We start from the raw sequence: 15,369 nt of genomic DNA, 5'->3' as shown, positions 1-15,369 counted from the left end.
AAATATACGTTTATCAACCCAAAAGTTAACTTAATTCAGACCGTTTAAATAACTGGATAAAATTTAAGATAAACTGCATTTCTTTTTCATTGAGGTTGCATACCAGGTTAAGTACAGCTTGTACATTGGGGTGCATCAGCATTTCCCGCAATTCCGGGTTCATCAAACTTAACATCTGGTCTACCGCCCCGGGCTCCATAATGAAATAACACGGAGAAACTCCCATTACCTCTGATATTTTTTCCAGTGTTTTAAGTGAAGGCTGCACTTTACCATGCTCAATCTGGCCGATCAAGCCTGCTGTCACCCCGGCCAGCCCGGCCAACTGGGCCTGGGTCAAACCATATTCCTCACGCAGTGATTTTAGTTTATGTCCCAGTGATCCTTCATGGCTGATAAGTGAAGTTACCGGAATTTCCAGACCCTCGGCAATCTTTTTCAGAGTGGCTAAAGCAGGGTAGACAGTTCCCCTCTCAATTTCACTGCAATAGGATAAGGATATTCCCGCATTTTGAGCCAAATCCTGAAGGGACATGTTCTTTTCCAATCGCAGCAGCCGTATTTTGTCTCCCAGTGACAAACCCGTGTCGGCAACATCTCCTTTGATCAACTGCGATTTAGAGACATTTAATGCAGCAGCAAGCTTGTCAATAGTTTTTAACGACGGGCGTTTGGAACCCCGTTCTATTTCACTTAAATATGACAAGGACAAACTGGCCCGTTTTGCCAGGTCCTGCAAGGTATAACCACGCTCTTCTCTAAGCGCTCTAATCTGCTCTCCCCTAACAATCATTGCAAACACTCCCGGTTTTATTATCTGTACGGAGCAATAGATCTACTTTTCATAGTCTTTTCTAAACCATGTACTTTTTGTAACATAGCTGTTTAAAAAGAAACCAAAGTTACGACTTAAAAAAATCCCCACCGGGATTTTTTATATATGATTTTTTCATTTTGTAGTATTACTATTATGGTACTATACTCCGGTTAGATAGTCAATCCACGGAAGAACATGCAGTTAACCGCTTATGGCTGGTTTAACCCAAATATTCATATCTTCGTAATTTCCGCCAATATGACAATTATTAATTAATGTGCCCCGGTAAACAAATCCGAGCCTGTGAAATACAAGGTTCATACCGTACATCGAAGCACGGGCCAGACTGTATAAACAGTCTATTTGATTGGCCAGACAGTCTTTTTCCAACTCCTGCAACAGTTTGCTCATAAGCCCCATACCGCGCATCTCCGGCAATGTGGCACAGTTGGTCAGTTCCGCGCTGCTGTTATCCCGGTCAACCTCTGCCGCCGCTATGCTCACAATAGCTCCATTATACTTTACCGCTCTAAACAGTGTGGATTTCCCCAACACCGCGGCAAGGTAATCGGGTTGGTCAACCGGACTGGGATAGGTTGCAAATACCTTCTTAAAGACCATGGCCATTTCGTTTACATCTTTTGTCGTGGGCACTTCCACCCGGTAGCCGGGTTTTAATGGTCCGGGATTTTTTAGAGGGCTTTGTACTATTTTATGAACATTGTCAAGGTATTGGTCATATTTATCACTTTTGGCACGCCGGGGATCTGTATAAGCAGTAAGAAAATATGCTGCCCGGCCGTTAAAGTATCCCTCTATCAATCCTTCAGGCCGAAAACCGCCCTTTTCGAAACTCTTTAAATGCTCTTGCGCAGCCGGCATGATAATTTTTTCCAACCCGTGCTCCCTGCAGCAGTTTTTTAGGTATTTGATCATTTTTAGTGGGTCCTCGCAGGAAAAGGATTTAACCCAAATGCGTTTGCTAAAGCTGTCCAGGGTCATTTTTATGCTAAAGTATTGGTTATTCTCACTAATTGTGTTCATTTTAACAGGCGCAAACATGCCTTACCCCCATAGCGAGGTCCGCCAACCGGCGGACCCATAGATTTTATCTTCGCACAGCCTGTAAGACCCCGCCCTCTTAGGTCGGGTATTAACAGCCTGTAAGCTCGAAATAAGTGCGACTAAGGTTCAGATGGGGTCAAAACCCCACCTGAACCAAGTCTTCTTTATTAGCCTGCAGCCTTGGCAGAAGGTTTCAACTCCAGGGCCACTTCCTCGCCTTTCATTAAGCCTGCCGGCCCCGGGCTGTTTTTACCCTTTTGGCTATTGCAGTCTGCGCAATTACATTCGCTATCACTGTGACCGGGTTCTGTATAGGAATAAATATTTCCTTCAAAGTTGCGTAAAATTACTTTTTTGTCCGAACGAGATATTAAGTACTGCGGTAGAATAGGAATTTTCCCCCCGCCACCCGGCGCGTCTATTACAAATGTAGGTATCGCAAAACCGGTAGTGTGTCCTCTCAGATTTTCCATAATTTCAATGCCCTTGCCCACGGAAGTTCTAAAATGGCCGATGCCGCGGGACAAATCGCACTGGTAAAGATAATACGGCCTGACGCGCATCACCAATAGTTTATGCAGCAGTCTTTTCATTATATTGGTGCAATCATTGACCCCTCTCAGCAATACGGATTGGTTGCCAAGCTGGATGCCGGCATTGGCCAGACGCTCACAAGCCTCCATTGAGTGCGGGGTAACTTCCTTAGGGTGATTGAAATGTGTATTAAGCCAAATGGGATGATATTTTTTTAACATATTACACAGTTCCGGTGTAATCCTCTGCGGCAAAACCACAGGCATTCTGGTTCCGATTCTAATAATTTCCACGTGCTTAATTGTCCTCAAACGCCAGATAATGTATTCAAGACTTTGATCGGACAAAGTAAGCGGATCGCCGCCCGAAATTAATACATCCCGCACTTTGCTGTTGTTTTTAACATATGAAATAGCCCTTTCTATCTGCGCTTTGGGAAGCGCCCTGTCTTTTCCGCCCGCCATCCTGCGCCTGGTGCAGTGCCGGCAGTACATTGAACACTGATCGGTTACCAGCAGCAGCACCCGGTCGGGATAACGGTGGGTAATCCCCGGTACCGGTGAATCAACGTCTTCATGCAAAGGGTCGTTCATATCGCAATCATCATGTATTAGCTCTTCCATTAGTGGTACAGCCTGGCGTCTAATGGGGCAGTTTCTGTCGGTAGGATCCATCAGGCTGGCGTAATACGGGGTAATAGCCATACGAAAATGCTTCAGGCATTGTTTGATTTCGCCTGCTTCAATCTCTGTTATATCAATTACTTCACGCAATTTATCTACAGTTGTAATTCTGTTTTTAACCTGCCACCGCCAGTCATTCCAATTAGCGGCGGTTGCATTAAACTTAGCTTGCATTCGAGACCTCCCGTAAAATTTTTTACATATTTAATCAGACAACTTATTTTATAATTTTAAGTTGCCTATTTGCAAGTAGCATATTTCTATGTATTTATGATCCTTTGATCAATTAAGTAACTTATTATCAAATAGCTGGATAAGACTGTAAAATGCAGACATATGCCCGGGCGGGCGGGCAGAATCGCCCCCCCGGGCATATGTTGGGACATTCCTCAAGAGGTGCCCCCTTCCCTAAATCTGCATAATCTTTTCCGCGATTTCTTTAAACACCGGGGCCGCGGTTGCACCGCCGCTGCTTCCATCGTGCACCATAACGGTGATCACATATTGGGGATTATTTACTGGAGTAAAGCCGGAAAACCAGGCGTCAACCGTCCCGTCCGCATTGTTGAGTTGGGCTGAACCGGTTTTACCTGCACTGCCCCATTGCGCCACCTGAGCCCGCGTACCCACACCAACTTCTGTCACTTCGCGCAGCAGATCCTGCATAACTCCGGCGGTATATGCGCTTATCGCGCTGGTGGGTTCGGGCTGTTTAATTTCCCGTACAAAGCGGCCCTGATCATCGGCCACACCGGCAACCAGACGGGGAGGGTAGTATAAACCGCCGCTGGCAATTGTATTCAACATGGCGGTTACCTGGACAGGAGTAACCAGCACCGGCCCCTGGCCAACCGAACTGTTGGCCAGATTGAACCTTTCACCAATAGCAGCTAAGTTTTGCCTTTTATCCCCTTTAATTGGATAGCCGGCAATAGCCTGGTTGGACAAGCCCAAAGCCCCGGCATAGTCAATAATGGTATCAGCACCCAACCTTTCACCGATTTCTACAAAAACAGGGTTGCAGGATTCCGCAAAGGCCTGTTGAAAAGTTATCCGTCCATGCCCCCCGTCCAGCCAGCAGCGAACAGGCCCGGCATTGGCGCCAAGGCAGGTGAAATGTTCATCCAAATCAACCATCCCCAGGTCTATGGCGGCCGCCGCCAGCACGACTTTAAAAACTGATCCCGGTTGAAACAGTGAAGTGCAGTGGTCAACATATACATCCCCCTGTCGGCCGGCGAGACTGTGGCCCAGCCTGGCGGGTGAGGGGTCATAACCCGGCCTGCTGGCCATAGCCAGAATATCCCCGCTTCCTGCTTTCATTACAATCACAGCGCCATTTTGCATATGAGCGTCCATGACTGATTCCACAATCTGTTGAATGTTGCGATCTATCGTGGTTACTACATTAAGACGCGCCGGGTCGGCAGCCGATGTGTTTACTGTTAACCCTTCCCCGTTAATCACTCTGCCTCTGGCATCCAACGCCACTCTGGCCCACCTTTGCGGATAGGTGCCCTTAAGTTCTTGCTCGTAAAAATATTCCAGACCCGATTGGCCAACCCAATCACCTAAATTATAATTTTTGGCACTGTTCTGCTGCAGCAGCACAAACTGTTCCTGGCTTGAAATTTTGCCCAAATAGCCGGTAATGTGCCCGGCCAGTGGCTTGTCACCGTAACGAATGTACACAGGCAGCAAAAAGACGCCTTCCGGTGGCGTTGTCTGCAAAGCTTGCAGTTGCTTCGAAGTTAAATTCAAGGTAAGATAAAAAGCCCCGTCGCGGGCTTTTTTGTTTAGATCAGCAGAATTTTGCCCAATAACTTGCGCCAGTTGTTCCAGTTCTTTCTGTTGATCTTGCATCAGCTTAGGAAAAACTACCACACGGTTGGCGTAATAGCCGCCGGATAGCGGAACCTGGTTCCGGTCCGTTATTTCTCCCCGCATAAATTCTTCCAGAGCAACCTCCTGCGACCTGATTTGGCTTGCCCGCAAAGCATAGCTATTGCCTTCGACCAATTGAATATTATACAAGTGCCAGGTAATCAAGGCAAAAGCCATGGTCATGGCCCAAAATGAGAGCATTATGCGTTTTTTGCGGAGTTCCAGCAAAATAAAAAAACCCCTCTTTCGGATTTTATCACTATTACTAAGGTGACCATCCAAGTGGGATTTTATACCAATATGAAATTCTCACGCTACTCGTCACTGGCGCTCCGGTGGTTCCCTCCGCCGCTGCGCAATTTTCCTTGTAGCTAATGTAGCTGCTTATAGCATAACGCTTGCAACAGACAGCCTTACGTTACTTTACGCCCTTTCGAGGTCAATCTTTGGGGATTTGACGGTATCGTTGGGGACATACCTCCGACCCCAAAGCCTTGGCCATAAGAGGAGGTGTGTCCCCTGACCGCTTTTCCGCATCCAGTGCTCCGCTTGCTCCGGGAAGCCACCGGATCACCTGGCCAACGGTATCTATTTTTCATCTCCCTTTATGCCGTTTCCGGCCTGCGCAGCAAGGAGAACTCCGGCAGCGGGCGGGGCCAGGGCAGGTAGATGGTTTGCTGGGGGTGCGGCGCGCTGTCAACCACATTGCCGTCTTCGTCCAGTATTTTATGTACCGGGCAGGTAAACACCTCCCCGGGGGTGAGAATCTCCAATTCCTCGCCGGTGACAAAGCGGTTCCGCTGTTCCACGCGCAGCCAGCCACGCTCCGGGGCATAACCACGCACCACCCCGACAAAAGTATAGTTGCGCCGGTAAATTGAATCCAGGGGCGGCGGGTTGCCCGCCCTGGTGCCGGTAAAGAAGCCGGTAGTGTAGTCCCTGTTGCTGACCTTGCTTATTTCCTGCAGCCATTCCGGGCGAACCTGGTAATTATCCGGGTCCTTCAGGCATTCGTCCAGCGCCTGGCGGTAGACTCTGGTTATGGTGGCGACATAATGAACGCTTTTAACCCGCCCCTCTATTTTAAAAGAGGTGACACCTGCAGCCAGCAGGTCCGGCAGGTATTCCAGCAAACATAAATCCCTTGAGCTTAAGATATAGGAACCCCGGTCATCCTCGCTGAAGGGGAAAAACTCACCCGGTCTTTTTTCCTCCACCAGCCGGTATTTCCAGCGGCAGGCCTGGGCGCAGTCACCCCTGTTGGCATCCCGCCCCGTCATATAGTTGCTGAGCAAACACCTTCCTGAATAGGACATACACATAGCGCCATGTACAAAAGCTTCCAATTCCACCCCGGTCTTATCCCGGATAGTTTTTATCTCCCCGCGGCTAAGTTCTCTGGCCAGCACGATGCGGTCCGCCCCCATCGACTCCCAAACCCTGGCGCTGCGCCAGTTGGTGGTGTTGGCCTGGGTACTGACGTGAATTTTCAGATTCGGTGCCAATTCACGCACCAGAGAAAACACACCCGGGTCTGATACAATGACGGCGTCAACCCCGGCGTCAACCAGTTCCCGGATGTAACCCGGCAATGCTTCAATGTCCCGGTTATGGGCAAATATATTCAGAGTGACATAAACTTTTACTCCCCCGGCATGGGCATATTTGACCGCACTGAGCATGGATTCACGGTCAAAAGCGGCGGCGGCCACCCGCAGGCCGAAATCCGTGCCACCCAGGTAAACCGCATCGGCACCGTAAGCAATAGCATATCTTAATTTTTCCGGGCTGCCCGCAGGGGCTAAAATTTCAGGCTTCATTGTTTTTCCTTCTTGAATTTGTTAAGTATTAAGCAGGACGGGACAAGCGACAGGTACCTTGTCCCATCACAGGTATTTTTGCACGTTTATATTGTGTTCAGCCAGCGTACGGGCAAAAGCATGGCTGCCGTCGGGCTTGGCGCAGTAATAAAAGTAATTGTTCTTTTCAGGTTCAATTGCCGCCTTTAGTGAAGGCCAGCCTGGATTGGCTATGGGACCGGGTGGTAAACCGGAAATTTTATAGGTATTGTAAGGTGAATCAATTTCCAGATCCTTATATAGCAATTTTTCCTTTTGCTTTCCCAGCGCATATTGTACTGTAGCGTCAATTTGCAGCGGCATACCGGCATTCAAGCGGTTATATATCACACCGGCGATTCTGGGCCTTTCCGATTCAACCCGGGCTTCCCGCTCCACCATGGACGCTACAGTCACTGCCTCATTTAAAGTAAGCCCCTTGGCTTTGGCTTTGTTGATATAGTCGTAGCGTTCCATCACTTGCTCAAAATTCTGCAGCATCATTTCAACAATTTTTTCACTTCCTGAATCGGATCCTAAATAATAAGTATCCGGGAATAGATATCCTTCCAGATTGTTCTTTTGAGCCGGCAAATCTTTAAAAAATGAAAACTGCCAGTTTTGATTAAGCGCTTGATTAAATGCCGCACCTGTTGACAATCCCTTTTGCTCCAGTAAATCAGCTATTTGAGCTACAGTATAACCCTCCGGAACTGTTAATGTAATCCGATCCGGCGGGCCTTTGATCAAATCTCTGATAACCTCCGGCACCGTCATGGCGGTGTTCATTGTATATGAACCAGGTTTAAGCTTACCATCAACATCTTGAATTCTGGCATACAGGCGAAATGCCGAAGCATTTCTGATTACACCGCTTTTTTTTAATACTCCCGCAATTGTCGAAGTTGCGGCACTTTTCGGCACAACCACGGTAATCTGAACAGCTTTTTGGTCGTTAACCGGCATTAGTGATATCTTAAAGGCCATAATCGCAAACACCAGTGGAGTTAAGATTACGGCTGTAACAATAAAGGTGGCCCAGCTTTTTCGTTTTTTTCTATCCCTGCCTGTTATTACTCTGTCGGGTAACATAATTCTTCTCCCACTTTAAAGCTCCGTGTCAGTCTCGGGCTCAATTTCTTCATCTCCCTCAGGGCTCATCTGAGCTTCCGGCTGCGGTTCATTGCCATTGGTAACTTTTTGTTCACTTGCAGATGTATCTTCCGGCTGTGGCTTAAGCTGGCCGCTGCCTGGTTCATCGGGCAAATCCCACTGTTCGCCTGCACCTGCCGTTTCATCAGTATCAGCTGTACTTTCCGGTGATGTCGGGCTATCAGGTGCCGCATTATCGCCGGGTGATGTTGCATTATCCGGTGCTGCATTTTCACCAGGTGGTGTTGTATTATCCGGTACCGTTATATCGCCAGGTGTTGCTGTACCACCTGGTTCTATACCGCCTGGTTCTATTATATTGCCGGGCACCGCTGCGTCAGGTTTTGAGATATTAGCCGGAGCCAATTCATCATCTGTGGGAACAACTAGTGAAGGTTTTACTTCTCCGGTACCAATCGCAATAATCCTGTTAACCTTCTGGTAGTGGCTCTCGGGCAGCTGTTCGATTATTTTTTTCCCATCCTGCCAAACAATTCGCTCAGTAACAGCAATAAAGCCTTCCGACCCTTTTTGTTTAACCACCTGTTCCCCGGACGCCAGATTGGGGTCCTTTTCGTATACAATTGTCGGTTCTATTTGATCTTTAACCCAACTGTTTATTTCAACCTTGGAAGTTTTTTCTTTATTTCCAAAGAGTTTGATTATCAAGTTATTGCCGTCAACAGCGGTTTTTATATAAATATAGCTTTCACCGTTATTTACAAACCTGAAATCTATGGCATCATAAGCAACTGTGGCGTCCCTTCCCATAGGGACATAACCGATCGGCAAAGAGTGATTGCTTCTGTCGGTAACCTTTAGATTGGCCAGCAGTACAGCATTGTAAAGTGTGGAAGACACCTGGCAAACTCCACCGCCCAGTCCCGGAACCAGCTCATTATTAATGATAACGTTGGCATTTTTGTAACCCGCCTCCGAGCTGCGCGGGCCGACCACGCGGTTAAATGAAAATTCCTCACCCGGCCCAATCAGCAACCCGTCCAGGGCTGATGCCGCCACCTTGATGTTATAGGTGCGTCCGGCCTGGGAGGCGTCAAATTTGGTGCTATAAGCAGAAATCCTGCCGTTAATGCCCATAGCTTTGATATCTTCTAGAGAACGCTGGGGAGCCGTAGACACCAAAGGCAACTCTAGATCAGCCGCGGTTCGGCCGGAAGCTATTGATTCAGTTAAATCTTCTTCCAGCAAGGCAAAATTGACATTCCTGCCCATCCGGCCAGGAATTGTTTCCACCTGGTCGTCCCCGGTAATTGTAAATCCTGCGTTTTGGGGTTCTATAATTAAATCCCCAACCACTGCTGTAATTTTCTTTTTTAGCATGGCCTGATCCACTTTAACTACCGGGTCCAATTCCAGGCCATGGCTTTTAATCCGGTGCCGGTCCTGCCATTGCGCAATAAATGAACCGGTGTGCCCCACCTGCAAAGCCTTTTCCAAAGTGCTTTTAAAATCCAAACTGACCCCCAGCATGCCGGTTTCAATCTGCCAGGACCTTTCGCCATGCTTAATTAACACTGGTATTTTACTTATGCGGGCGTCCAGGTCCGCCAACTTTTCCTCGGCTTGATTCCCGGCCAATCCGCCAAGAGAGACCGGCCCGACCCTGACACCCTGCACTATTTTATCAGCATAGGATGCTCCGGAAAGGCTAAAAAAAATTCCAACCGCTGCAATTAACGCAAAAACAGCAATTAAGCTCATTCGACGCAAAGGTCCGGCCTCCCCGTAGATAAAATAAAGCTGGCCGCGAAATACCGCCCAGCTTTAGTAAAATTTTTTCTTAATGCTTGCCAGAGCTAATCCTGATCTTCTTCTTCAAAAATCATTTCTTCCATGCAGGCATCCTTAACTTTTTCCCATTCTTCATCGTCAATTTCCACCAGGATTTCACCCTCTTCATCATCCTGGTCGATTCTTAGTACAAATGCTTCAGCCTCTTCCTCTTCTTCCTCTTCTTCACCTACCGGTATTACTATGGCATAGTTTTTTCCATCAAACTCAACGATGCTGTATATTATAGCATCATGCTCATTGCCATCTTCGTCCACCAAAGTGATTATTTCATCCTGTTCAGGCAAAAAATCCACCTCTTTCCATGAGTTAGGGCTATTCTAAACAAATTAACAGACGTTGTCAAGAAATTATATTATTTACCGCCTTTGGCGCTAAGGTAATCCTGCAGGATTATCGATGCCGCCATTTTATCTATTACCTTGCGTCTTTTAGCCCTGCTGATATCAGCACTGACCAAAATCCGTTCAGCAGCAACCGTGGTAAGTCTCTCATCCCAGGTTGCAACCGGCAACCCCAAATGGCGTGCAAGTTTATCTGCAAAATCAATAGCCTTTTCTCCCTGCGGCCCGGTGGTGCCGTTCATGTTTTTGGGCAGGCCTACCACAACTTTTTCCACATTTAATTCTTGAGCCAGCTGTTTTATTTCTTCCATTAAATCTTTAATCTTACCGGTATTGTTAATTGTTTTGACACCCTGAGCCGTCCAGCCCAGTTCATCGCTAACAGCCACACCAACTCTCTTTTCGCCCAGGTCGATACCCATAACACGCAATAAACAAACCAGCCTTCCCATATTTCAAATTACTTTGATGCAGAATTCAGGACATACTGAGGCGCAATAGCCGCAGAGTCGGCAGCGCAGCATGTCAACCTTTGCCGTGCCTTCAACAACTTTCAGGGCGCCGGCTGTGCATTTTTCCACACACTGACCGCAACCACGGCACCATTTTTCAATGTGCAAAACCCGTTTGTTCCTGCTCAACTTTTCGTTTAAATCTGATTCGGGCTCAACGCCGGAAAATTTCGCCACGTTATATTTAATTTCCTCCAGGCATTGCATGCCCACGGCAACTGCTGCCAGTTCACGTACCGATAGAATAAAATCCAGGGCTTCTTCCGCTTGAGGTATAAGATGCCCGCCCCCAAAGCATTTCATTCCATATAAGCCTTTGCCCATTATTGCGGCAAAAGAAATAGCTTCCAGCATATCTTTGGTTAAGCCGTCCTGAATCCCTATGCCATACTTATTGATAATAGGGTGAATAACGTCGAATTCCGGAATTGAAGCTGCAGCCCTTACTCCGGCAACGTAATGAGTGGAAATACCTATCGCCCTGATCAAACCTTTTTCACGGGCCCGCACCATAGCTTCCACTGCTTCCCAGTGTCCTTTAACAGTGTATACGGATTCCTGCTCGTGCAGCAGCATGATATCCACGTATTCCCGGTTTATTGCCTTCAGACATTTGTTAATGCTCTGCTCCATTCCTGCACCGGAATAAGCATAGGTTTTAGTGGCAATTACCGCTTCACCGGAATAACCTGTCAAGGCCTCGCGAATATAGGGATAGCAATCATAAATTTCGGCGGTGTCAATAAAATTAACTCCCATTTCCAGTGCCGCCCGGATGAGCTTTGCCCCTTCAGGTATACTAAATGAACGCTGCAGCGGACTGATGGTCAGTGTGCCGAAACAAAGCCGGGAAACTAAAAGCCCTGTTGTGCCCAATTGATGATACTGCAATGTTTTAACTCCAATTATAACTTTTCAGTATTTAACCACCAGGTGTCGGAAAACCAGAGTTAGAAGTCAGCATAAAAGAACCGGCTCAGAACATTTTTGACTACTGACTACTGAATTCTGGCTCCTGACTCCTGATTTTTTATGATGATATGAGGTATTTTTTTACCAGTTCTTCCAGCAGCTCGTCCCTTTCAAGCTGGCGAATCATATTTCTGGCGTTTTTATGGCTGGTAATGTACGCCGGGTCCCCGGAAAGGAGATAACCCACAAGTTGATTAATAGGATTATAGCCCTTTTCCTTTAACGCTTCGTAAACTTTAAGTAAAATATCACGGGCTTTATTCTCTTCTGCCTGCACCTTGAACATTACGGTCTGTTCGGATATTTCCCTGGACATGAGTAAACCTCCTCGGTATAACCACGGACAATTAACAAGCTTGCTGGGGCGGACGACCTGTCCGCCCGCTCGGGTAATGTCCCCAACTATAGCTTCGCTTCGTTCGCAATGACATTTCCTCAATATCGGAATTTAACTTCTATTATAACCGGATATATCCAATAAGAGAAGTGATGCAGGCAGGAAAAACAATTTTTATCCAGCCTGTGCTTCCACCAGGGAATAAACTTTATCCAGGGCCCCCTCCAGGCCGGACGGGTCTTTTCCGCCCGCCTGGGCCATATCCGGCCTGCCGCCGCCGCCCCCACCGACAAGTGGGGCAATCTCTTTGATCAATTTACCGGCGTGCAAACCCCTGGATACAAGATCCTTACTCACTCCGGCCACAAGGTTAACCTTTCCGTTAACTGCAGCGCCCAGCACAATCACCCCGGAACCCATTTTGTCCCTTAACAGGTCAACCATGGCCCGCAGGCTGTCCATATCCGCCGCATCGGAGCGAGACGCGAGCACCTTTACTCCGGCAATTTCTCTGGCCCGGTCAAGTATGCCCTGCACCTCATACCGGGCCAACCGTGCCCGCAAGGTCTCGGTCTCTTTTTCGAGATCACGCAAATCCTGAACTATTGCTTCTACTTTGTGGACAACTTCATGCAGAGGAGCTTTTACAGATTTGGCGATTAACTGCAATTGATCTTCTTTGGCCCGCATGTAATCCATGGCGCCTTCCCCGGTTACTGCCTCAACACGCCGCAGGCCGGAGCCAACACTGCTTTCGCCCAGTAATTTAAACAGGCCGACCTCGGAAGTAGCTGCCACGTGGGTACCGCCGCAGAGCTCCAGGCTGAAGTCGCCCATTTTAACCACCCTTACATGGTCCCCGTATTTTTCCTCAAACAAAGCCATGGCACCCATTTCCCTGGCCTCGTCCAGTGAAGTTTCAACGACTTCCACCTTCAGATTGTTTAAAACAGCATTATTTACGATTTCCTCTATCCTTTGCAGCTCTTCCGGCTCAATTGACGCAAAGTGGGTAAAATCAAAGCGCAAGCGGTCCGGCGCAACTAATGACCCCGCCTGGTTGACATGTTCGCCCAGCACCTCTTTTAAAGCTTTGTGCAGCAGGTGTGTCGCCGAGTGGTTGCGGGCTATGCTCATCCGCCGCCTGCGGTCTACCTGTATATCGACTTCATCGTTTACGCGTACAACTCCTGAATTGACTTTGCCCTTGTGCAGGTGAATCCCCTGCACCGGCCTAGTAACCTCATCAACGCCAACTTGTGCATCAATGCCGCTGATAATGGCATGGTCGCTCATTTGCCCGCCGGATTCAGCATAACAGGGTGTTATATCCAGAATTATTTCCACTTCCTCACCGGCAGCAGCCTGTTCCACTTGCCGTCCGCCGGAAAAAACAGCCTTTATTTTGGACCGGCCGGCAAGCGTGTCATAACCGGTGAAAACAGTTTCGCCCACCTGTTCTAAAATCGACTTCAACTGCGCCGCCTTTTCCGACAAATATTCGGTCTCCTGGCGGGCGTTGCGTGCCCTGTCCCGCTGCTGCTCCATGGCCCGGGCAAACCCTTCTTCATCCACGGTTAGATTATTTTCCTCAGCAATTTCCTGGGTTAATTCAATGGGAAAACCATAGGTGTCGTAGAGACGAAAGGCCTTTTCCCCGTCAATATAATTCTGGCCGGCTTCCTTTGCTTCGCCGATTAATTTATTTAAGATTTCCGTCCCCTGGGCCAGCGTTTCGCCAAACCTTTCTTCCTCTGTTTTAATGACCTTTGTTACCAGCTCACTGTTTTTAACCAGTTCGGGGTAAGCCGCCCCCATTTTTTCTATCACCGCACCGGCTACCTGATATAAGAACGGCTCTTCCATCCCCAAAACCCGGCCAAACCTGACGGCCCGGCGCAGCAGGCGGCGCAGCACGTAGCCACGGCCTTCATTCGAAGGCAATGCGCCATCGGAAACAGCAAAAGTAACCGCCCTGGAGTGGTCGGCAATTACTTTTAGCGCCAGGTCAATGTCACTGCCCGACCCATAAGGCTTCCCGGTTAGGTTTCCGGTAAAATCCATGATATCCCGCAGTAAATCCGTATCGAAATTGGAATGAACCTTTTGCAGCACGGAAGCCACCCTTTCCAGGCCCATCCCGGTATCAATGCCTTTACTTTTCAGCGGGGTATAGTTCCCTTCTTCATCCCTGAAAAATTGGATAAAAACCAGATTCCAGATTTCCAGGTAGCGATCGCAGTCGCAGCCCACCGCGCAATCGGGCAAATCACAGCCGCGTTCCGGGCCGAGATCGTAATAAATCTCCGAGCAAGGCCCGCAGGGGCCGACGCCAATTTCCCAAAAGTTGGTGTCTTTACCCATACGCACAATCCTCTCTTTAGGGACCCCAACATCTTTATGCCAGATTTCAAAGGCCTCGTCATCGTCCAGATAAATAGTGATCCAGAGTTTTTCAGGCTCCAAGCCCAGATGCTCGGTTACGAATTCCCAGGCCCAGGGTATGGCATCCTGCTTAAAATAATCGCCAAAGGAAAAGTTGCCGAGCATCTCAAAGAAGGTATGATGGCGTGCAGTTTTGCCCACTTCCTCTATGTCCGGAGTACGAAGGCACTTCTGGCAAGTAGTGGCCCTTAAAACATCCGGCTTGGCCGCTCCGGTAAAATAGGGCTTGAATGGAACCATCCCGGCAGCTGTCCACAGTATGCTTGGGTCATTATGAGGAATCAAAGAAGCGCTGGGTAAAATTTTATGTCCTTTACTTTCAAAGAAATGTAAATACTTCGCCCTTATTTCGTTACCGGTCATGCTTGAAACCTCCCTCAATATTTACATAATTTCAAATTAAAATAAAAAATCCTCCCTCCCCGGTCAGGGACGGAAGGTTCCGTGGTACCACCCTGATTAACAACTTCTCAGATTAGAGAAAATTGCTCACTTAAAGACATTAACGCTGCCGGCGGCGAAACATACTTCAAATTCAATTTCGCAATATGCTGGGAACGGCCTTCAACCGGCAGTGACAGAAACTTGCACCCAAAACGTTTCCTCTCTGCAGACTCTGCTCCAGTTTACTCTTCTCCCAAAATTTAGCGGTATTAAATTGCGCTATAATTATACAAAATCAACCTGAAAGCTGTCAAGAACAGCGCTTCTTTCTATTTTTTACTTAAATTCCGGCACCAGCTTGCAATAAGCAAAGGATAATAATACTCTTAAAATAGCCGCCACGGGAACGGCTAAGATTAGTCCGGTCAAACCGTATAGCTGACCGCCGGCAAGCAGCACCAGAATCACAAACAGGGGATGCAAGCCCACCCGGCCTCCCAGAATTTTAGGCGAAATTACGCTTGCTTCAAGCTGCTGAATAATGATAAAAGCCAGTATAACTTTTATTACCATCCACTTGGAAACCAGCA

At 48.0% G+C, this 15,369-nt stretch carries 13 protein-coding genes and 1 other annotated feature; all 13 genes read right to left on the bottom strand.

Annotated features, from left to right (window positions below):
- Positions 1 to 25: 25 nt before the first annotated feature.
- Positions 26 to 793, bottom strand: coding sequence for a helix-turn-helix domain-containing protein (locus tag BM056_RS24085; protein ID WP_092475659.1), 768 nt, complete (start codon positions 791 to 793; stop codon positions 26 to 28).
- A 225-nt stretch (positions 794 to 1,018) separates the two neighbouring features.
- Positions 1,019 to 1,879: a putative beta-lysine N-acetyltransferase gene (ablB, locus tag BM056_RS24080; protein ID WP_092475655.1), complete on the bottom strand. Its 861-nt coding sequence runs from the start codon at positions 1,877 to 1,879 to the stop codon at positions 1,019 to 1,021.
- 170 nt (positions 1,880 to 2,049) lie between these two features.
- Complete coding sequence (gene kamA, locus BM056_RS24075; RefSeq protein ID WP_092475652.1) at positions 2,050 to 3,273, bottom strand: lysine 2,3-aminomutase; 1,224 nt, start codon at positions 3,271 to 3,273, stop codon at positions 2,050 to 2,052.
- Between the two features lie 234 nt (positions 3,274 to 3,507).
- Positions 3,508 to 5,184, bottom strand: coding sequence for a peptidoglycan D,D-transpeptidase FtsI family protein (locus BM056_RS24070; protein ID WP_131820840.1), 1,677 nt, complete (start codon positions 5,182 to 5,184; stop codon positions 3,508 to 3,510).
- 404 nt (positions 5,185 to 5,588) lie between these two features.
- A complete protein-coding gene (locus BM056_RS24065; protein ID WP_092475646.1) occupies positions 5,589 to 6,803 on the bottom strand; it encodes a peptidase U32 family protein in 1,215 nt (404 codons plus the stop codon).
- A gap of 66 nt (positions 6,804 to 6,869) precedes the next feature.
- A complete protein-coding gene (gene mltG / locus BM056_RS24060) occupies positions 6,870 to 7,913 on the bottom strand; it encodes an endolytic transglycosylase MltG (protein WP_092475643.1) in 1,044 nt (347 codons plus the stop codon).
- Between the two features lie 15 nt (positions 7,914 to 7,928).
- Positions 7,929 to 9,695, bottom strand: a complete 1,767-nt coding sequence (locus BM056_RS24055; protein ID WP_092475639.1) for a VanW family protein — start codon at positions 9,693 to 9,695, stop codon at positions 7,929 to 7,931.
- Between the two features lie 95 nt (positions 9,696 to 9,790).
- The gene (locus BM056_RS24050; RefSeq protein WP_337833544.1) at positions 9,791 to 10,081 is read right to left on the bottom strand and encodes a DUF1292 domain-containing protein; all 291 of its coding nucleotides are present in this window, start codon (positions 10,079 to 10,081) and stop codon (positions 9,791 to 9,793) included.
- 59 nt (positions 10,082 to 10,140) lie between these two features.
- Positions 10,141 to 10,560 (bottom strand): Holliday junction resolvase RuvX, encoded by a 420-nt coding sequence (gene ruvX, locus BM056_RS24045; RefSeq protein WP_092475633.1) that lies wholly within the window; start codon positions 10,558 to 10,560, stop codon positions 10,141 to 10,143.
- Between the two features lie 24 nt (positions 10,561 to 10,584).
- The gene (locus BM056_RS24040) at positions 10,585 to 11,532 is read right to left on the bottom strand and encodes an aldo/keto reductase (RefSeq protein WP_092475630.1); all 948 of its coding nucleotides are present in this window, start codon (positions 11,530 to 11,532) and stop codon (positions 10,585 to 10,587) included.
- Positions 11,533 to 11,671: 139 nt separating this feature from the next.
- A complete protein-coding gene (locus BM056_RS24035) occupies positions 11,672 to 11,929 on the bottom strand; it encodes an IreB family regulatory phosphoprotein (RefSeq protein ID WP_092475627.1) in 258 nt (85 codons plus the stop codon).
- 195 nt (positions 11,930 to 12,124) lie between these two features.
- Entirely contained in the window at positions 12,125 to 14,758 is a 2,634-nt protein-coding gene (alaS, locus tag BM056_RS24030) for an alanine--tRNA ligase (protein ID WP_092475624.1), read from the bottom strand.
- Positions 14,759 to 14,820: 62 nt separating this feature from the next.
- Positions 14,821 to 15,042, bottom strand: a binding site (T-box leader).
- Between the two features lie 73 nt (positions 15,043 to 15,115).
- The coding region (locus tag BM056_RS24025) for an AI-2E family transporter (protein WP_114319320.1) at positions 15,116 to 15,369 on the bottom strand (254 nt) is incomplete at its 5' end.

Origin of the sequence: Desulfotruncus arcticus DSM 17038 (genome assembly GCF_900113335.1) — a bacterium.
Lineage (GTDB): Bacteria > Bacillota > Desulfotomaculia > Desulfotomaculales > Desulfallaceae > Desulfotruncus > Desulfotruncus arcticus.
The sequence above is the reverse complement of the archived record's forward strand: the minus strand, read 5'-3'. Positions and strand labels throughout refer to the sequence as shown.

Coding starts and splice junctions, on each gene's coding strand:
- BM056_RS24085 (WP_092475659.1), bottom strand. CDS start 793: ATGATTGTTAGGGGAGAGCAGATTAGAGCGCTTAGAGAAGAGCGTGGT.
- ablB (WP_092475655.1), bottom strand. CDS start 1,879: ATGTTTGCGCCTGTTAAAATGAACACAATTAGTGAGAATAACCAATAC.
- kamA (WP_092475652.1), bottom strand. CDS start 3,273: ATGCAAGCTAAGTTTAATGCAACCGCCGCTAATTGGAATGACTGGCGG.
- BM056_RS24070 (WP_131820840.1), bottom strand. CDS start 5,184: ATGCTCTCATTTTGGGCCATGACCATGGCTTTTGCCTTGATTACCTGG.
- BM056_RS24065 (WP_092475646.1), bottom strand. CDS start 6,803: ATGAAGCCTGAAATTTTAGCCCCTGCGGGCAGCCCGGAAAAATTAAGA.
- mltG (WP_092475643.1), bottom strand. CDS start 7,913: ATGTTACCCGACAGAGTAATAACAGGCAGGGATAGAAAAAAACGAAAA.
- BM056_RS24055 (WP_092475639.1), bottom strand. CDS start 9,695: ATGAGCTTAATTGCTGTTTTTGCGTTAATTGCAGCGGTTGGAATTTTT.
- BM056_RS24035 (WP_092475627.1), bottom strand. CDS start 11,929: ATGTCCAGGGAAATATCCGAACAGACCGTAATGTTCAAGGTGCAGGCA.
- alaS (WP_092475624.1), bottom strand. CDS start 14,758: ATGACCGGTAACGAAATAAGGGCGAAGTATTTACATTTCTTTGAAAGT.